This is a genomic window from Candidatus Woesearchaeota archaeon, from assembly GCA_003695435.1.
Taxonomy (GTDB): Archaea; Nanobdellota; Nanobdellia; order Woesearchaeales; family UBA11576; genus J101.
Genome location: RFJL01000065.1, coordinates 1 through 17,386 on the forward strand (window position 1 = coordinate 1; position 17,386 = coordinate 17,386).

The 17,386-nt window shown below is 41.2% G+C and carries 17 protein-coding genes, 1 tRNA gene and 1 pseudogene; 10 read left to right on the top strand and 9 right to left on the bottom strand.

The features are described from left to right. Positions 1-2,384, bottom strand: a 2,384-nt coding sequence (locus D6774_04660; protein ID RME77342.1) for a valine--tRNA ligase, incomplete at its 3' end; no start/stop codon positions are given. A gap of 173 nt (positions 2,385-2,557) precedes the next feature. Here D6774_04660 and D6774_04665 point away from each other — a divergent pair. Next, positions 2,558-3,763 carry a replication factor C large subunit gene (locus D6774_04665; protein RME77343.1) on the top strand — a complete coding sequence of 402 codons (1,206 nt, stop codon included), beginning with the start codon at positions 2,558-2,560 and terminating at the stop codon, positions 3,761-3,763. Positions 3,764-3,805: 42 nt separating this feature from the next. On the opposite strand, the gene D6774_04670 is transcribed toward D6774_04665, so the two are convergent. Continuing rightward, positions 3,806-4,456 (bottom strand): HAD family phosphatase, encoded by a 651-nt coding sequence (locus D6774_04670; protein ID RME77344.1) that lies wholly within the window; start codon positions 4,454-4,456, stop codon positions 3,806-3,808. A 106-nt stretch (positions 4,457-4,562) separates the two neighbouring features. Between D6774_04670 and D6774_04675 the strand changes: the two genes are divergently transcribed. The 4 genes from D6774_04675 to D6774_04690 all read left to right on the top strand — a co-directional run bounded on the left by D6774_04675 (position 4,563) and on the right by D6774_04690 (position 7,479). After that, a complete protein-coding gene (locus D6774_04675; protein RME77345.1) occupies positions 4,563-6,068 on the top strand; it encodes a glycine--tRNA ligase in 1,506 nt (501 codons plus the stop codon). Next, positions 6,065-7,006 (top strand): hypothetical protein, encoded by a 942-nt coding sequence (locus tag D6774_04680; protein ID RME77346.1) that lies wholly within the window; start codon positions 6,065-6,067, stop codon positions 7,004-7,006. The genes D6774_04675 and D6774_04680 overlap by 4 nt, the downstream gene beginning before the upstream one ends. 15 nt (positions 7,007-7,021) lie before the next feature. Next, positions 7,022-7,366, top strand: coding sequence for a DNA-binding protein (locus D6774_04685; protein ID RME77347.1), 345 nt, complete (start codon positions 7,022-7,024; stop codon positions 7,364-7,366). Positions 7,367-7,405: 39 nt separating this feature from the next. Next, a tRNA-Phe gene (locus D6774_04690) sits at positions 7,406-7,479 on the top strand. A gap of 47 nt (positions 7,480-7,526) precedes the next feature. On the opposite strand, the gene D6774_04695 is transcribed toward D6774_04690, so the two are convergent. Genes D6774_04695 through D6774_04705 form a run of 3 tightly spaced genes read right to left on the bottom strand, consistent with a single transcriptional unit; the run spans position 7,527 to position 8,920 of the window. Further along, the gene (locus D6774_04695) at positions 7,527-7,901 is read right to left on the bottom strand and encodes a hypothetical protein (GenBank protein RME77348.1); all 375 of its coding nucleotides are present in this window, start codon (positions 7,899-7,901) and stop codon (positions 7,527-7,529) included. Beyond that, entirely contained in the window at positions 7,902-8,291 is a 390-nt protein-coding gene (locus D6774_04700) for a DUF2073 domain-containing protein (GenBank protein ID RME77349.1), read from the bottom strand. Next, positions 8,288-8,920: a GTP-binding protein gene (locus D6774_04705; protein ID RME77350.1), complete on the bottom strand. Its 633-nt coding sequence runs from the start codon at positions 8,918-8,920 to the stop codon at positions 8,288-8,290. The genes D6774_04700 and D6774_04705 overlap by 4 nt, the downstream gene beginning before the upstream one ends. 114 nt (positions 8,921-9,034) lie before the next feature. Here D6774_04705 and D6774_04710 point away from each other — a divergent pair, with 114 nt between their 5' ends. The 5 genes and pseudogenes from D6774_04710 to D6774_04730 all read left to right on the top strand — a co-directional run bounded on the left by D6774_04710 (position 9,035) and on the right by D6774_04730 (position 12,547). Continuing rightward, positions 9,035-9,583 (top strand): hypothetical protein, encoded by a 549-nt coding sequence (locus D6774_04710; GenBank protein ID RME77351.1) that lies wholly within the window; start codon positions 9,035-9,037, stop codon positions 9,581-9,583. Continuing rightward, entirely contained in the window at positions 9,580-10,266 is a 687-nt protein-coding gene (locus tag D6774_04715; protein RME77352.1) for a hypothetical protein, read from the top strand. Before D6774_04710 ends, D6774_04715 begins: the two co-directional genes overlap by 4 nt. Positions 10,267-10,345: 79 nt before the next feature. Further along, a pseudogene (locus D6774_04720) lies at positions 10,346-10,558 on the top strand (hypothetical protein). A 326-nt stretch (positions 10,559-10,884) separates the two neighbouring features. Further along, the gene (locus D6774_04725) at positions 10,885-11,376 is read left to right on the top strand and encodes a hypothetical protein (GenBank protein RME77353.1); all 492 of its coding nucleotides are present in this window, start codon (positions 10,885-10,887) and stop codon (positions 11,374-11,376) included. A 40-nt stretch (positions 11,377-11,416) separates the two neighbouring features. Then, positions 11,417-12,547 carry a DNA repair exonuclease gene (locus D6774_04730; GenBank protein ID RME77354.1) on the top strand — a complete coding sequence of 377 codons (1,131 nt, stop codon included), beginning with the start codon at positions 11,417-11,419 and terminating at the stop codon, positions 12,545-12,547. On the opposite strand, the gene gatB is transcribed toward D6774_04730, so the two are convergent. Genes gatB through aspS form a run of 4 tightly spaced genes read right to left on the bottom strand, consistent with a single transcriptional unit; the run spans position 12,533 to position 17,245 of the window. Next, entirely contained in the window at positions 12,533-13,948 is a 1,416-nt protein-coding gene (gene gatB, locus D6774_04735; GenBank protein ID RME77355.1) for an Asp-tRNA(Asn)/Glu-tRNA(Gln) amidotransferase subunit GatB, read from the bottom strand. The genes D6774_04730 and gatB overlap by 15 nt on opposite strands. Next, positions 13,945-15,210, bottom strand: a complete 1,266-nt coding sequence (gene gatA / locus D6774_04740) for an Asp-tRNA(Asn)/Glu-tRNA(Gln) amidotransferase subunit GatA (protein ID RME77356.1) — start codon at positions 15,208-15,210, stop codon at positions 13,945-13,947. Before gatA ends, gatB begins: the two co-directional genes overlap by 4 nt. Then, positions 15,207-15,488 (bottom strand): Asp-tRNA(Asn)/Glu-tRNA(Gln) amidotransferase GatCAB subunit C, encoded by a 282-nt coding sequence (gene gatC, locus D6774_04745; GenBank protein ID RME77357.1) that lies wholly within the window; start codon positions 15,486-15,488, stop codon positions 15,207-15,209. Before gatC ends, gatA begins: the two co-directional genes overlap by 4 nt. Beyond that, positions 15,488-17,245 (bottom strand): aspartate--tRNA ligase, encoded by a 1,758-nt coding sequence (gene aspS / locus D6774_04750; protein RME77358.1) that lies wholly within the window; start codon positions 17,243-17,245, stop codon positions 15,488-15,490. The genes gatC and aspS overlap by 1 nt, the downstream gene beginning before the upstream one ends. Positions 17,246-17,386: the final 141 nt, after the last annotated feature.

A 17,386-nucleotide genomic window follows, 5' to 3' on the forward strand; every position in this document is an offset into this window, starting at 1 on the left:
TCAAAGCCCGTGTCAATCTCTCCATTCCCAAAAACAACGTTTTGCGCGCCGGTTACGGCTTTTAGATCATCCATAACACTTTCTATGTGCTGTTGCATAAGATCATCACAATGAATGCTAAGTGTTTGCACGGGAGTTTTAAGCGAGACTTTTTGTTCTGATTTGAATTTACGCACCGCAGAGATAATTGCAATTGCTGCATCTCCTGCGTGTTCTGCTTCAAGATCTATGAGGTTCTCATCAACTTTTGGCCAGTTGCTCACGTGGATTGAAACACATCCCTCTTGTTTGGCAAATGCTTTTTGATAAACGCTCTCCGTGATGTGTGGCATGATGGGTGCGAAGAGTTTGAGAATAGTAAGGAGTGTTTTAGAAAGCGCATATTGGGCACTTTTTCTTTCTTCAACACCTCTTCTGTCTGGATTGTAAATACGATCCTTACAAATTTCAAGATAATTGTCACAAAAATACGTCCAGAAGAGTTTTTCAGTTTCCATCTTGCAACGCACGTATTCGTATTTTTCAAATGATTCTGTTGCCGCCCGAATTGTTTTTTGTGCCTTACTTAAGAGCCATTTGTCCATGACGAGAATTTGTTCAGGATGTGTGCCATCATAATCCTCAAGATGCATGAGTACAAAGTTTGAGGCATTTGCGAGTTTGGTAACGGTTTTCTTTCCTGTTTGCACATCTTTTTCCTGGAAAGGAATATCATCTCCAAGTTTTGATGATGCTGTCCAGAAACGAAGAGCATCTGCTCCGTATTTTTCAAGAATGATGCGAGGATCAACAACATTTCCTTTGGATTTACTCATCTTATTTCCTTTTGGATCAAGAACGTGACCTGAAATTACGATGTCCTTCCAAGGAATATCTGCGTTGTTGTAGAGTGCTTTAACAATGGTGTAAAAAGCCCATGTACGAATGATGTCATGCGCTTGTGGTCGCATTGAAGTGGGAAACTGATCTGGGGTGAGGTCATATCCTCCTTTGTCAGCCCAATTGGTGATGATTTGAGGTGTGACTGAGGATGTTGCCCAGGTATCCATAACATCAGTTTCGGGAACGAGTTCGCTTGTACCTGTGTAGTGCTTTGGCCTCGATGAAAGAGGATCTACTGGAAGCTCATCTCTTGATGCGACAATGACCTTTCCCGTATCTTTTTCGTACCATACGGGGAAAGGAACGCCAAAGTGTCTTTGACGTGAAATGCACCAGTCCCAGTTAAGGTTTTCAACCCAGTGCTTATAACGTACTTTCATATGTGAGGGGTACCAATTAATCCGATCACCGGCATCAAGAAGTTCTTGTTTCTTATCAAGAACGCGAACAAACCATTGCTTTGTTTTAAGGATTTCCAGATCTGTCCCACAACGCTCATGTGTGTTTACTGGGTGGACTATTTCTTTTTGCAGTGGGAGAAGTCCTGCTTCTTTGAGATCTTCAATTATTGCTTTACGAGCATCTTTTATTTTAAGACCTGCATATTTTCCTGCATTGTCATTCATTGTTCCGTCGCGATTGATGGAAACTTTGAGGGGTAGGTTGTGTTTTCGCCACCACTCCACGTCTGTTTGATCGCCAAAGGTGCAACACATAACTGCGCCCGTTCCTTTTTGGGGATCTGCTTTTTCGTCGGCGAGAATGGGTACTTCAAAGGAGTAGAGAGGCACTTTTGCATGCTTTCCTATGAATTCTGTATATCTCTCATCATCTGGGTGAACGAAAATAGCAACGCAGCTTGGAAGAAGTTCTGGACGAGTTGTTGCCACGACGAGTTCTTTTCCGCCTACGGTGAAGATGAGATCATTAAAGTGTGATTTCTTATCGACGCTTTCAAATTCTGCTTGAGCAATTGCGGTCTGGCACGTTGGACACCAGGAAATAGGCGAGTCTTCTTGGAACACAAGTCCTTTTTCAAAGAGATCAATAAAACTTGCTTGGGATGTTGTTATGCAATGAGGGTCTATGGTGGAGTAGCTGTGTTCAAAATCGCAACTCATGCCGATAGAAATCCAATCTTGTATAAATGAGGGTTTGAGTTCTTGTATGGTTTGGTTGCACAGTGCAATGAATTCTTGGCGATCCATTTTTGTTGATCGCACTTTTTTTTCTTTTTCAACAAGTCTCTCGGTAGGAAGGCCATTATCATCAGTACCAAAAGGGTAGCAGACATTTTTGCCGCTCATGCGCTTGTAACGTGCTATGAAATCTTGTTGAGAATAAGAACTCGCATGGCCTATGTGCATGCGTCCAGAAAGTGTGGGTGGGGGTGTATCTATGATGTAATCTTCCTTCCCTTCAATGGGGTGATAGATGTGGATCTTTTGTTCTTTCCAGAACTCTTGCCATTTTTTTTCTTCCTCTTTAAAGTCGTATGCCATGTGGGTTGATTTCTGCATGCGGGTATTTATATACTTCGCGGTGTTTTGTTGTTAGCAGAGAGAAATACTTACGATGTAAGAAGATTTATCTTATTATGTAAGTAAAAATACTTATTATGTAAGTTACTTGTCGTATCGTTGATTTTAAAAGCACTGACCACTTTTATCACATCATGTCACAAGCATGGGTTGAAAAATACGTGCCAAAAACCACGGATCAAATTGTAGGACAAGAAGAAGCAATCAAAAAAGTCAGTGCTTTCATAGATAACTACAAGCAACAAAAGAAAAAGGCGTTACTACTCTACGGGCCACCAGGTTGCGGAAAAACCTCTCTTGCATATGCTCTAAGCGCTCAAAAAAATCTTGAACTCATCGAACTTAACGCGTCAGACTTCAGAAAACCTGAACAAATCGAAAACATTCTGGGAGCAGCGTCAAAACAAATGTCTCTTTTCGCAAAGGGGAAGGTGATTCTCGTTGATGAAATTGATGGAATATCAGGAACCAAAGACAGAGGAGGAATTCCTGCACTGATCAAAATGATCAAAGGATCTGCTTTTCCAGTAATTTGCATCGCAAATGACGCATATAATGACAAACTCAAAACACTAAGAAAAGAAGCAGAACTCATCGAAATGCACCCCATTGGCATCTCGCAGGGATCAAAAGTTCTCGAAGAAATTGCCAGAAAAGAACAGATCGCATTTGACTCTACGCAATTACAATCAATTATGCGACGTTCAGGAGGTGATCTTCGAGCAGCAATTAACGATCTACAAATTAGCGCAGCACTAGGATCTCTTGAACGAAAAGATATGGACGCACTCTCAGATAGGGAGCATGAAGAATCTCTTCCACAAGCGCTAGTAAGAGTGTTCAAAACAACAGATCCTCAAGTAGCACTTGGAGCATTTGACAATGTCACAGAAGACCATAATGAAATCATGCTCTGGATAGATCATAACCTGCCTCAAGAATACACAAAACCCGAAGATCTCGCAAGAGCGTATGACTATCTCTCTCGTGCAGATATCATGAATCGTCGCATACGACGATGGCAACACTGGAGATTTCTCGTTTACATCTACGCATATCTTAGTGCGGGCATTGCAGTCTCAAAAGAAGAAAAATACAGAACATTCACCAAATACAAACCAACAATGAGACTTTTACGTATCTGGCAAGTTAATATGAAGAATGCAAAGCGTAAATCCATAGCACAAAAACTCGCAGAACACACGCATTGTTCAAGCAAGGAAGCTTTTGAACATGTTGCCTATTTCAAAGCAGCAGGAAACACTAAACTTATTGATCAACTTACACAAGAGTTAGAGCTTGATGATGGAGAAGTTGCTTGGCTTAGAAAAGAACGCTAAGAAACAGTAAACGTAACAATTCAGAACGCATTCAGAAGACTTTCAGAAGAGTTCTTCAATGAGACGCTCCCACTCAAGCCCTTCAAAATTCTTAATGGTCTTATCAGCTCCCGCATCAAGAAGGTGTTTCTCATCAGTATCGGTAAGAACGCCCACACATTTCATCCCCGCAGATTTAGCAGCGTGAACACCACTTGGAGCATCCTCAAAAACAACACAAGAAGAAGGATCTACGCGTAAATGCTTTGCGCAAGCAAGATAAATATCAGGAGCAGGTTTCCCACGTTTCACATCTTCTGTTGCAATAATGTCAATATCAAGACCGATTTTCTCTAACTTTTTTCTTGCAGTAGTTTTATCTCCTCCTGTGCCAACCATAAAAGGGACATGTTGTTCGCGAAGTTGCTTTATGAATTCAAGAACGCCAGGAACGACAGGAATGGTTTGCGTTTCAACTTTTTCTTCCATGCGTCTGCGTTTTTCTCGTAGAAGTTCTTCGATATCTACATCAAGTTGGCGCTCTTTAATGATTTGCTCAAAAATAGATCGGGAGCCTTGGCCTGAGAACCTATTGATAAAATAATCAAAGTCAAAAGAAATGTTAAATGGTGCGAGTGTCTCATTAATACTCGCGATTTCAAAAGGTTCAGCAAGAACGATAACGCCGTCAAGATCAAAAATTGCCGCGTACATGTATCTTATTCGCCTAAGTAAGAGTATTTAAGTGTTGGTACGATACTTAGTGTTGCAGGAATTGTTCAACAATAATTTTAAATAGGCCGTTCTTACCAAAACCGCTATGAAGATTGAAGATATTGCAACGTTTTGTAAAGCAAAGGGGTTTGTCTATCCCGCAGCGGAGATTTACGGCGGGCTTTCAGGTTTTTTTGATTTTGGCCCTCTTGGCGTTGCACTTAAAAATAATATTAAAGAGTCTTGGTGGAAGTTCTATGTTGATTCAAGAGAAGGCGTGGTGGGTCAAGACGGCGCGATCATTACAAATCCGCGTGTGTGGGAAGCATCAGGTCACGTAGATAACTTCTCCGATCCTCTTCTTACCTGCTCGAAGTGCAAGCACAAAGTACGTGCAGATACATTCATAGAAGAAGAACTCAAAATTAACGCAGACGGAATTACTGCAGATCAAATCAATCACTACGTTGAAAAACATGGACTTGTATGTCCTCTTTGCAAAGGGGAGTTTCAAAAGGTTGAAGATTTCAAACTAATGTTTTCAACTCAGGTAGGTCCAAGTGCTGAAAAAAGCGCTCAAGCATTTCTTCGACCAGAGACTGCACAATCTATTTTTCCTAATTTTAGACTTATTGCAGATACGTGCAGAATGCAACTTCCTTTTGGAATTGCACAGATTGGAAAAGCATTTAGAAATGAAATTTCTCCAAGAGATTTTCTCTTTCGTTGCAGAGAATTTGAGCAATGTGAATTGGAATTCTTCATTCATCCTGAACAAACAGAATGTGAACTTCTCACAGATGAATTAAAAAAAATCTCTCTTAGTGTCTGGACATCTGAACAACAAGAGCAAGGAGAAAAAGAAAGTACGCTTAGTATTGGTGATCTTATTGATATGAAAAAAATTGATGAGTGGCATGCATACTGGATCGCTCAGACCTACCTGTGGTTGACGAAAGAAATAGGTCTTAAACAAGAAAACTTGCGTTTAAGAGAGCATGTTCCAAGCGAACTTTCGCACTACTCAAGTGCTACATTTGACTTTGACTACCGTTTCCCTCATGGTTTTAAAGAACTTCACGGCTGTGCGAACAGAGGGCAGTATGACCTTACTCAACATCAAAAAGTTTCAGGAAAAAAACTGGCAATTCACGATGAGACAACGGGACAAAAGGTAATTCCAAGGGTCATTGAACCATCCCAAGGTGTTGACAGACTTTTCCTTGCAATTCTTGTTGACGCATACAACGATGATGAGGAGAGAGGAAATATCGTTCTCAAGATTAAACCTGCTCTTGCCCCGATCAAAGTAGGGGTTTTTCCGTTAGTTAAAAAAGACTGTCTTTATGAAAAAGCAAGAGAGATTTTCTCCACGCTTAAAGAAGATGTTGTCTGTCAGTTTGATTCTTCAGGTTCAATAGGTCGACGCTACGCGCGAGCTGATGAATTAGGAATTCCCTTTTGTATCACTGTTGATTATGAATCAAAAGAAGATGGCTGTGTGACGATACGTGATCGTGATTCGACTGAGCAGAAGCGTGTAAAGATTGAAAACCTCTCCGAAACCGTACAAAAGTTAATAAATGGCAAAACCTCATTTATAAACTTATGATACGAAAGAGGGCATCACAGATAGCATTTGCGTTTCTTCTCCTCACAGGTATTGTATTAGTTCTTCACTCTTCAGGACAACCATCAATCACGGGGTTTGCGGTTAAAGATAGTTCTCAAACAGGCGTTCTTCTTGAAAGCGCACTTAATGACAACAGCGTGTTTTCAAAAGCTGGAGTAAGCAATTTGTGCTTGATAGTTGAGAATATCTCCTATGATGTGAGTAAGACGAGCGACGTTTTTGTCGTCTCACAAAGTAGTGGTGATTGCGATGGACCCCTTCAAGAAGATCTTATCATTAAATTTAATTCCTATGAAGATTTCCTTGGGGTTGTAAGCGACCCAACTCCTCTTAACATTGTACGGGGACGTGCAGGAGTGCACTACTACATCTTGCCTTCACGGATGGTTCAAACAGGAGGAAATGTCATTTGCGATGCCGAATTTAAAGCAAAGTATTGTCCTGTTGCAAGGAGTTTAACAACAGAAGAAGAACTTATTAGAGGAGATCTAACATGTTGCATTGATAAACTAACACCTGAACTTGAAAAACTTATGGAAGAGCATTACGCTTCAGGAACGTTCGTTAATGAAGACAGCCCTGTTGTTCATCAACCCGCAAACAACGGATTTTGGATGTGGATTATTGGGTTGTTTGTAGGTCTTCTTGTTATCATTCTCATCTCTGTTATCACTTTGCGTGTTATGACAAAGGAACAAACAAAAAAATCAGAATCAAATGCTGAATCGAATGGAACAATTGATCAGCTCAAAGCATATATTGAACAAACACTTGCACAAGGATATTCACCTGAACAAATACGAGCGTATCTTGAAGGGCAAGGCTGGTCAGATGCCAAACTTGATGAAGCATTCTCTGCAATAACTAAACAAGAATCTCAAAGTGTGTATTCTCCCATTAGCATTCCTGAAAAATAATCTGAGAAGTATAAGATGAACATAGCTCAATTACAACCAAGACAAGGACAAGTAGAACTCGTAGCAAGAGTGAAATCAAAAGAATCTCCTCGAACATTTAGTAAAGAGGGGAGTGTAGGTACTGTTTGCAAGGCACGGTTGCAAGATGAAACGGGAGAAATTACGCTCACTTTGTGGAATGAGCAGGTTGATCAAGTAAAGGTAGGGGATACTATTAAGATTGTAAATGGATATGTTGGTGAATGGCAGGGAGAGTTACAATTATCCACAGGTAAATTTGGCAAGTTGGAAGTGGTAGAGAGTAAGAATCATCAAGAAGAAGGGGCCGATATTGGATTTGATGAAGAAGAGATTGAATAGAAACTCTTTTAAACCAGAATTCTGATTTCAGCATATACCGGGACGGTAGCTCAATCTGGGAGAGCACACGACTGAAGATCGTGGTGTTGAGGGTTCAAATCCCTCTCGTCCCATTCTCCTTAGTTTTAACAAGGATCTAAGCTCAAGGATTTGAACCGCCTTATTTTTTCCCTTTTCGAGCAAATGTTTCAGCAACGTCAATAACGTATTTACCGTCTTCAAGACGGTAGATAAGAGGGTTTTCAGAATCAAATAATTGAACGAGATCGAGTTCAAACTTTCCAGGTTTAGTAACGCGGATGCTCTCAAAATCAAGAACGACAGGAGCATCATCCTTTGCATGAACCATGTCAAGAACATCTTTTTCAACTTGCTTCCTCTCCTTCGGAGTGAGTTGCTCAGTTACTTCTTTAGCTTTTTCAAGCGCTTCTTTTCTCACATAGAAGAAGAGGCGAGCTCCACATGAACAACCTGTAAGAATTTCAGAAGAGCCGTCCTGGTAAATTGTTCCGCAACGAACGCATTGATGAGGCATCTATTTCTTCTTCCTCCTGCTTTTTTTCATGAGCAGGCTGATCTTGTGAGGGTCCTTTTTGATTTCTTTGACAATTGTTGCTGGACCTACGATAGTAAGACCTTGCCTGTCTCCAATAAGGTAGTTTGCTATTGCCATTTTTGCCCTCTCAATTGCATCCATGTTCTCTACTTCTGGTTGAATAACTGCAAGCTCAACACCCTTAAACTCCTTGTTAATCTCCTCCATGGTTGTCTTGATAAGTTCGGTTTCTTCTTCTTGACGAAGCCTTCCTTGAAGGAGTACAATCTTGTCTTTTTTCACGCTTTTGAGAATCCTGCGGATACGTCCAAGACCGCTTAAGTGTGCAATTTCTGAATAGGGAATGATTTCTAATTCGAGTCCGTTCATCCTACAAGTACGAAGAGCGCTTCATAGAGCGCGTCAATGTTTTTCTTTTTCTTTGCTGAGATACCCACAACGTCGTATTGGGGAAACGCTGCCCTAATACGTTTAAGGTTTGCTCGTTTGAGGTCAATTTTATTACCTACGATAAGAACAGGGATGTTTCTTGCCTGTAAATTTCCTATGATGGTAATATTAACTTGTGAGTAGGGATCTTTTGTTGCGTCAAGTACAACAATAACAACATCCATTTTATCGAGCCACTTGATCGCATCAACAACGCCCTTTGTTGCTTCTTTTGCTCTTTGTTTTGCTTGTTTTTCCTTCATGCCTTTCTTCATGAAGTCTTCATAATCTATTTTTGTAGCAATTCCGGGTGTGTCTACGAGATTGAATTTGAGTTCTTTTCTGCCTTTTTTGACGACAATGCTTTCTTTTTCTTGAACTTCTCGAGTTTCATGTTCTATTTTGGAGGCACTTCCCATCTCTTCGCCAAGCCAGTCTTGACAGATAACGTTTGCAAGCGTTGTTTTACCTCCATTTGGAGGCCCATAAAGACCTATTTTGATGTCTCTTCGAGATTTGAAAATATCCTTGAGAACCTTTTGAATGAATTTTTGAACGAAATTGATCATGTAAATAACCCCTTTTTTCCTCGTCTAAAAGAGCTAAACGCGCTTTAAATAACTTTTGTTTTCTTCTAGTTGGTGACGAAAAAATTAAATAGTCAATTTGCTGTTCTGAGAAGAATGGATGATGTTGTGCGCGCCGACCTTATAGATGTTCTTGAGGGTGTGCTTTTTTGCATAGAAAAGAAAAATTCTGATGGGATCAAAGAACTCTCAGAACGGGCAATTGACACAGCAAGCAAATATGATAGCACGCATGCTCTTAAATTCGCAGTTTTGCTTTATGCAGCGTCAAAAATTCTTGGACGTTGTGGATTTACTCATGGGGTGTGCGTGGATATTAAGAAGGGCTTTTTGAGAGCAAAGCAGTTTTTAGAGCGAGGAGATGATGCATCTGTTGAGCGCGAGGTTAAAAAGCTTTTCAAACAACTTTCAGCTTCCGAGAAGAAGTTTCGTTCATTTGTTGATTACGTGGTGGAGTCTGCTCAAACAAAAAAAGGTGCTGGGCTGTATAAAAGAGGGGTGAGTCTTGCAAGAGCGGCTGAATTATTGGGTATTTCTCGTTGGGAACTTATGCAGTACGTTGGAAAAACGCGTATTGTTGATGAGGATAAGGTTCCTCTTCGTGTAAAGGATCGACTGAATTTTGCACGGAGGTTATTTTCATGAGGCAAATCGTTTTTGATGCAGGACCCATTATTTCGCTTGCAACGAACAATCTTCTCTTCATTTTGAAAGAACTGAAGAATCAGTTTGATGGTGTTTTCCTTGTTTCCAACTCTGTTATTGGTGAACTCGTCGATGCGCCTTTAAAGACGAGGAAATTTAAGTTTGAAGCGTTGCAAGTTCTCAAGTTGTTACGAGAAAGAACGCTTATCGCGGCGTATTCGCCTCAGATCGATGAGATTACCGTTACCCTTGAGCGCCTTGCAAACAATATCTTTCATTGTCATCATCATCCAATAACTATTCTTCAAAGGGGTGAGCTCTCATCACTTGCTCTTGCAATTCATCGTGGTGCTGATGCAGTGGTGGTTGATGAGCGCATCACAAGGATACTTATAGAATCTCCTCAAAGTCTTGTGAAGATTTTTGAGCGTAGGTTGCGAACAAAAGTATGGGTGGATCGTAACACTCTTGATCAGTTTTCATCGCTTACGCGCGATGTGAGGATATTGCGCTCGACGGAAATTGTTGCAGTTGCGTTTGAGAAGGGGTTGCTTGATCAATTTCTTGCGCAAATCCCTGATGCAAGAAGGGTATTGCTTGACGCGTTACTGTGGGGGCTTAAACTTAATGGTTGTGCAATTTCCGAGAGGGAGATTGAGAAGATTGAAAAAGCAATTCTCTAACTACTGAATAATCAAAAGGTTTATATACCTCGTTCTCGACGGTTAGCCTCATAACATTTGTTTTGGAGGATAAACAAAAATGGCAAAAAAAGTTGCAAAGGTTGGTATTGACAAAGAGCCTGGCTACTTGTACTTCGTCGACAAGGATGGAGACATTTCTTGTGCGAAGATGAGTAGAGGTAAAAAAAAGAGTTCTGCTAAGCCCAAAAAAGTGGCTAAGGTCGGCGTACAAAAAGAGGCAGGTTACTTGTACTTCATTGATAAGGATGGAGATGTTTCTGCAGCAAAGATGGTTCGCGGTGGAAGAAAAAAATCTTCTAAGAAGAAGGCTGCGAAGAAAAAGGCAAAGAAAAAAGTAGCTAAGAAGAAGGCTACTAAGAAAAAAGCTGCCAAAAAGAAGGCTACCAAAAAGAAAGCTACTAAGAAGAAGGCTTCTAAAAAGAAATCCAAAAGGTAGTTCTGAATTTTTATGTGCGGGCTTCCGCACATTCCTTTTCTTCTTATTTTTTTTGAGCGATTTTCGGGTTGTGTTGCGGAACAAAAGGCAGAATCGGAAGACAAACTTAACTACTTCAGAGTAGTAACTATTATAAGGGGGTTCTCTTCTCGAAGTATTCTATGGGCACACTACATTATCTCAACCTTTCTGAGTCCCTGTTACGCGAGCAAAAACGTAACAGCAAACCCCAACTCGCAGAAGAAGGTATTAGGGGTGGAATTAATGTGTTTCTCTGTGAGCCGTCAGATGATTTTCTTCTTCGTTCAGTCATTAAACTGCCCCAAAAAACCCTCTGCTCACATCACGGTCGTCCTCTAAGAGCTTCTAAAGGAAGAATTATGGAGGCGTCTTGCCTTGCAGGAATCAATCCTCATCACTATCAAACAAAAGGTGATGTTGGAACGTGGTATTACGCTCTTACAGATCTTCTAGGGCAGTGCTATTCCAAAGGAGCATTCAACACACAAGTCTACCTTCCCTTTACCGCACTCACAGTAAAGGAAGAAGAGCACATTCTTGCTACATCCACATTCGAAGATGGCATCATTCACTTTGAACACTTTTGTTACACACTAGAGCAATTTCTTCGAAGCGTTTCTTCACTGCGGTGACAACAGCACACTCAAATAGTTGTTCAACTTCGCACACCCCATGAGATTTATTCACTGTGCAGATATACACATAGGGGCGTGGAGAGACCAGCGTATGTCCCAACTACCCCTCAAAGCATTCACACAACTTGTTGATGACGCACTTTCTCTTAAGGTGGATTTTATTCTGCTCGCAGGTGACTTTTTCAACACTGCACTTCCATCAATTGACCTACTCAAATCAACAATCATTCAACTCATAAGACTCAAAAACGCGCAAATACCCGTATACTGCATCCCTGGATCGCACGACTACTCGCCATCAGGAAAGACCATGCTAGATATCCTTGAACAAACAAACCTTCTTACAAACGTGTTCAAAGGAACCATACGAGATGAAGAACTACATCTCGCATTCACACAAGACCCAAAAACGGGAGCAAAACTCACGGGTATGCCAGGACGCAAAGGCGTGCTTGAGAAAAAACTCTACACAAAACTCGCGCGCACAAATCTTGAACAAGAGGTAGGATTCAAAATTTTCTTATTTCACACTGCTCTTGACGAACTCAAACCAGAACATCTTGACCTGATGGATGCAGCACCAATTTCTTTGCTTCCTCAAGGGTTTGAATATTACGCGGGAGGTCATGTACATGTCGTTAACCAAAAGACGTTTTCGCAGTACAAGAATGTGCTTTATCCAGGACCTCTTTTTCCCACAACGTTTTCAGAACTAGAACGCCTAAGCGTTGGAGGGTATTACTTCTATGATGAGGGAACAATCACCTACGAACCAATAGTTGTAAAAAAACATCAACACTTCGTTATTGACGTAACAAATAAAAGCCCCGTACAGATTAACGAAGAGATTATTCGCATTGCAAACAACCCTATCGACCAAACAATTATCACCGTGAGGTTTACAGGCGAGCTTGAAAATTCCACACTTGCAGACATAAATCTACAGTCAGCACGATCATTCATTGAACAAAAAGCTTTTTGCGTGCTCTTCTCACTCAATGAAGTTATGGTGAAGAAAAAAGAGATGAAAAAAGAAATCATTAAGGTGACTGCTGAGCAAGAAGAGATTATGCGAGCTCTTGATTGTGAAAGAAAAGAAGGAGAGACAGTACATGACTTTGAGAAGCGACTCTTGGAAAGGGTGTTTGCAACACTACAAATCAAGTAATTCCTTGAGAAGTTTATTCACTTGAGCAGGACTTGCTTGTCCCTTAGTTTCTTTCATCACCTTTCCAACAAAGAAATTAATTGCTTTTGGCTCGCCCGATTTAACGTCTTCAACCGCCTGAGGATGTTCTTCAATGAGTTTTTGCAGAAGCGGTTTAAGTGCAGAACTATCTGAGACAACTTCTAAACCTTTCTCCTTAACATATTCTTTTGGAGAAAATGGTCTTTTAATAAGCTCTGCAAGAATCTCTCTTGCGGAAATGTCCGTGATTTTCTTCTCATCAACGAGCTCAAGAAGCTCAATTATTTGTGATTCATCCGCTTCAACCTCAGACCACACTTTTTCAGACTCATTAAGCACCTTATTCAATTCATGGCGTAACCAACGAACAGCGAGTTTCGGATCAATGCGCTGAGCAACTTCCTCAAAAAGATGCGCAAGACTTAATTCTTGTGCCAAGATTCGAGCATCTTCTTCAGGAATACTGTGCTCTTCAACAAATTTCTTCACTTTTTCAAAATGCAACTCAGGCATAGAATCTTTAATTGAGTTCACAAATTCTTCTGAGAGCGTAATGGGAACAAGGTCTGGATCAATAATATATCCGTAATCTGCTTCGGTCTCTTTAGTACGCATACGTGTAGTAACTCCTTTAACAGCGTCCCAAGCTCGAGTATCTTGAACTAGTTGCTCTCCTCTCTTAACTGCGTCTCTTTGCCTTTCAACCTCATAACATAACGCTCTCTCAATTTCTTTAAATCCGGTAATGTTCTTTACCTCTGAGCGAACGTATCCTGACTCCTTAATAGAAATATTTGCATCAGCTTTAATGATACAGGTTGAAGCATCAAAGACACCTAAGTAATGAAGAACGGTGATAAGCTCTTTCATAAGTTCGCGTGCTTCCTCGGGAGAATTCATATCCGGTCCGGTAACGATCTCGCACAGCGGATCTCCTGATCTGTTATAGTCAACAAGAGAATACGCTCCCTTGTGCACAAGACTTGCAGGATCTTCTTCAAGATGTGCTCTTACAATTCCCACTGTTTTCCCAGAAGGAAGGCGGATGTGACCATTACTTCCAAGAGGGATTTCAAACTGAGACGTTTGATAATTTTTTGAAAGATCTGGGTAAAAGTAGGACTTTCTTGAAAAAATAAGCGTGGGTGCAATACTGCAATGAAGTGCAAGTGCAAGTTTAATGCCTTGCTCTATTGCTGCTTTATTAACAACTGGTTTCGCACCAGGCATGCCAAGACAGGTAGGACAGGTACGTGAATTGGGTGGTTCATTCTCCCTTAACGGGATTCTCGAGCAGCCACAAAAGAGTTTAGTTCGAGTATTCAACTCAACGTGAATTTCTAAACCTATAACAACATCAGAAGTAAATGACTCGCTCATCTGAACTGCACCACCTTGTCCTCTTCAAAATGATTCCCTATGACAAGCAATCCGGAAGGAAGCTTGGTGTCTAGCGGAACGTTCATATGGGGAAGCCCTGCAAGATTAGGTCCAACGACGAGTTGATCTGCCAAGTAGTGTTGCAGAGGTGTGAGTTTTTCAATTTCATCAAAAGTGGGAGGAAACATGGGGGATGTCGCGCTGACAATAACATCAACTTCTTCAAACGCTTTCTTGTACTCATTGATGATTTCCGTGCGTACGCGTGCTGCTTTGATGTAAAAGGCGTCACGTTGTCCTGCCATGCGTGCAAAGGTGCCTAAAATGATGCGACGCTTTGCTTCTTTTCCGAAGTGTTTAGAGCGCACCTTAGTAAAGTACTCATTGTAGGGCTCTTCAAGAGGTTCAACCATACCATAACGCATACCGCAGTACTTGGCAAGATTGGTTGAAGCTTCACTCATAGCAAGAATGTAATATGTCGCAAGAGAATACTTTTTAGTCAAGGGGAGATTAATCTCTTTAACACACGCACCTTCTTGTTTCCACAGGTCTATTTTCTTATTCATTGCCTGTACAATTTCAGGATGAACGCCTTCAATGTTGAGAACGCCAATGGTAAGACCATTAACTCCCCTGTATGAGAGGGGTTCTACTTTTTTCTTGCTTGAAGTAGAATCTTTTTCATCATAACCCATAATCACATTGAGGGTTTTGATGATAAGTTCAGGATCCTTACTAAGGGGACCTATTTTATCAAGGGAATTACCATAAGAGAGTAATCCATATCGAGAAACACGACTATACGTTGGCGCAAAACCGTACACACCACAAAACGCTGCGGGAACAACAATACTCCCTCCTGTTGATTCGCCTAGCGCTACGTGATTATCAATGAGCTTTGCAGCAGCCCCTGCACCGCCACTTGAACCACCACAACTGCGATTTTGATCAACGGGGTTTTTGGGAATGGGAACATCAAGACCGGTGTTAACGCAAAATCCTCCAAATCCAAACTCGTCTTGAATAGTTTTTCCAATAATGGTTGCTCCCGCCGCAAGAACCTTTTCAACGACGGTTGCGTTGATAAGCGGTTTATACCCTTTGAGAATCCTACTTGATGCAGTGGTTTCCATACCTTTTGCGCAGATCGCATCTTTAAGAGAAATAGTGACTCCACTAAGAGGCCCGTCTTGAGTTGGCTTCATCTCTTGTAAGGTGCTAAAACAATGAGTAAGTTCTTGTGCTTGTTGAGGAGTCATAGTATTTTAGGTCCTTTGAAATAAGAATCTTTTTTATGTTCTGTTTGTGAGAGCGCTTCTTCAATGCTTAAGCATTCTTGGGGTTCATCTTCTCGCAAAGCATCTTGAAGAGGAAGAGGGTGAAAACTCGGCTCTGCGCTGGTTTCAAACTCTTTGATATGCTCGAAAAAATCCAGGATTTCTTTGAGTTGTGATAAGAATTCTTCTTTTTCTTCTTCACTTAATTCAATTCGCGCATTCTTTGCAACTTGTTCTAAGAGTTCTTTGGTGATGTCCATTATTGCGATCTGGGAAGTTTAAGATCTATGAACAGTTCTTTGAGTTGTTCTTTTGAGATCTGCGAAGGAGATCCGTCCATGGGACACTGAGCACTTTTATTCTTCGGAAACGCGATGACTTCTCTGATGTCATCAAGACCCAATGCAAGTGCTACGATACGATCAAAGCCGATACCCATTCCGCCATGAGGTGGGACGCCGTATTTGAATGCTTCAAGAAGAAATCCAAACTTTTCTTGTGTTTCTTCTTCACTAATGCCAATTGCGCGAAGCACTCTTGTTTGTAATTCTGGGTTTGTGTTACGAATAGATCCTGATGCAATTTCAACACCGTTGAGGACAAGGTCGAATTGTTTACAGTATACTTTTCCAGGATCGTCTTCAAGATATTGTATGGTTTCTTCGGTGAGCATGGAAAATGGGTTGTGGCCTGCTTCCCATTTTTCCTCATCTTCATTCCACTCGAAGAAGGGAAAGTCAGTAACCCACACGAAGTTGAGTTTGTCTTCGTCAATGAGGCCTTGTCTTTTACCAATTTCACGTCGAAGTTTGTCAAGAACAAGATGTGTTGTGTGTTTGGTATCTGCGATGAAGAGTAGAACGGTGTCAGGCTGCGCACCCGTTTTCTCTTTGATTTGTGCAAGGATGTCTTGAGAGAAGAACTTTGCGATGTTTCCTTCAAATCCTTCAGGAGTTGCGCGCATCCAGGCCATTCCTTTTGCACCTGCTTGCTGGGAAAACTTAATGAGTTCGTCAAGTTCTTTTCTTCCGATATTTTTTGGAGGGTTAATGCATTTTACAATTCCCCCGTTTTCAACAACACTTCTAAACACAGTAAAATCGCTGTTACGAACAATATCAGTTACATCATGTAAGAACATCTCAAAGCGGGTATCTGGTTTATCTGTTCCGTATTTTTCCATTGCTTCTGCAAAGGAGATTCTTGGAAACGGTGTTGGAAGTTCTACTTGTTTGATCTCTTTGAAAATCGCCTTCATAATAGTTTCCCCGACTTCATAGAGCTGTTCAAGTGTGGGAAAACTCATTTCAAGATCTATTTGAGTGTGTTCAGGTTGTCTGTCTGAGCGCAGATCTTCATCACGTAGGCACTTTGCGAATTGGTAGTATCTATCACAACCACTCGCCATAAGTATTTGCTTGTAGAGTTGAGGAGACTGAGGAAGAGCATAAAACTTTCCCGGATTCACTCTTGAGGGAACGACGTAATCGCGTGCACCTTCAGGGGTTGATTTGACAAGAAGGGGTGTTTCAACATAAAGAAATCCTTGCGAATCTAGTTCTTTGTGAACTGCTTGCATTGCTTTGTGGCGTGCAAGAAGGTTTCTTTGCATGATTGGCCTTCTTAGATCAAGAAATCTGTATTTGAGACGTAAATCATCACTTACAACCTTACGGTCATCAACTTCAATAGGTGGTGTTTGAGCTTTGCTAAGGATGGTAAGCTGAGTAACTTCAACTTCAATTTCTCCCGTTTCAAGGTTGGGATTAACAAGCCCTTCACCTCGTGCAAGCACTTTGCCAGTAACTTCAAGCACATCTTCTCTTCTGAGGTGTTCAGCATCACTAAAATCAGGGCAGTCAGGGTTGAAGACGATCTGAGTTATTCCATAGCGATCCCTAAGATCAACAAAGATAACGCCTCCATGATCCCTTCTGCTATTCACCCATCCACAAAGTGTCACTGTTGATCCTACGTGGTCTTTGCGTAATTGATTGCAAGTATGCGTTCTAGTCATAAGAGGGAATGCTCAAATCTTTGTTTATAAAGGTTTGCCGTTGTTTACGTACTGGTTAGGTACCAATCAGATACCGTCTCGTCCTCCCAACACAAGACTGCCAAGTAGGATTTGGTTGGGTGTAGGAGGAATGAGTATAAG

What these genes read in the sequence shown, in the direction of transcription:
- D6774_04725 (RME77353.1), top strand. Translation starts at nt 10,885, where the DNA reads ATGGGCACACTACATTATCTCAACCTTTCTGAGTCCCTGTTACGCGAG.
- D6774_04670 (RME77344.1), bottom strand. Translation starts at nt 4,456, where the DNA reads ATGTACGCGGCAATTTTTGATCTTGACGGCGTTATCGTTCTTGCTGAA.
- gatB (RME77355.1), bottom strand. Translation starts at nt 13,948, where the DNA reads ATGAGCGAGTCATTTACTTCTGATGTTGTTATAGGTTTAGAAATTCAC.
- gatC (RME77357.1), bottom strand. Translation starts at nt 15,488, where the DNA reads ATGGACATCACCAAAGAACTCTTAGAACAAGTTGCAAAGAATGCGCGA.
- D6774_04715 (RME77352.1), top strand. Translation starts at nt 9,580, where the DNA reads ATGAGGCAAATCGTTTTTGATGCAGGACCCATTATTTCGCTTGCAACG.
- D6774_04695 (RME77348.1), bottom strand. Translation starts at nt 7,901, where the DNA reads ATGCCTCATCAATGCGTTCGTTGCGGAACAATTTACCAGGACGGCTCT.
- D6774_04685 (RME77347.1), top strand. Translation starts at nt 7,022, where the DNA reads ATGAACATAGCTCAATTACAACCAAGACAAGGACAAGTAGAACTCGTA.
- aspS (RME77358.1), bottom strand. Translation starts at nt 17,245, where the DNA reads ATGACTAGAACGCATACTTGCAATCAATTACGCAAAGACCACGTAGGA.
- D6774_04675 (RME77345.1), top strand. Translation starts at nt 4,563, where the DNA reads ATGAAGATTGAAGATATTGCAACGTTTTGTAAAGCAAAGGGGTTTGTC.
- gatA (RME77356.1), bottom strand. Translation starts at nt 15,210, where the DNA reads ATGACTCCTCAACAAGCACAAGAACTTACTCATTGTTTTAGCACCTTA.
- D6774_04700 (RME77349.1), bottom strand. Translation starts at nt 8,291, where the DNA reads ATGAACGGACTCGAATTAGAAATCATTCCCTATTCAGAAATTGCACAC.
- D6774_04680 (RME77346.1), top strand. Translation starts at nt 6,065, where the DNA reads ATGATACGAAAGAGGGCATCACAGATAGCATTTGCGTTTCTTCTCCTC.
- D6774_04665 (RME77343.1), top strand. Translation starts at nt 2,558, where the DNA reads ATGTCACAAGCATGGGTTGAAAAATACGTGCCAAAAACCACGGATCAA.
- D6774_04705 (RME77350.1), bottom strand. Translation starts at nt 8,920, where the DNA reads ATGATCAATTTCGTTCAAAAATTCATTCAAAAGGTTCTCAAGGATATT.
- D6774_04730 (RME77354.1), top strand. Translation starts at nt 11,417, where the DNA reads ATGAGATTTATTCACTGTGCAGATATACACATAGGGGCGTGGAGAGAC.
- D6774_04710 (RME77351.1), top strand. Translation starts at nt 9,035, where the DNA reads ATGGATGATGTTGTGCGCGCCGACCTTATAGATGTTCTTGAGGGTGTG.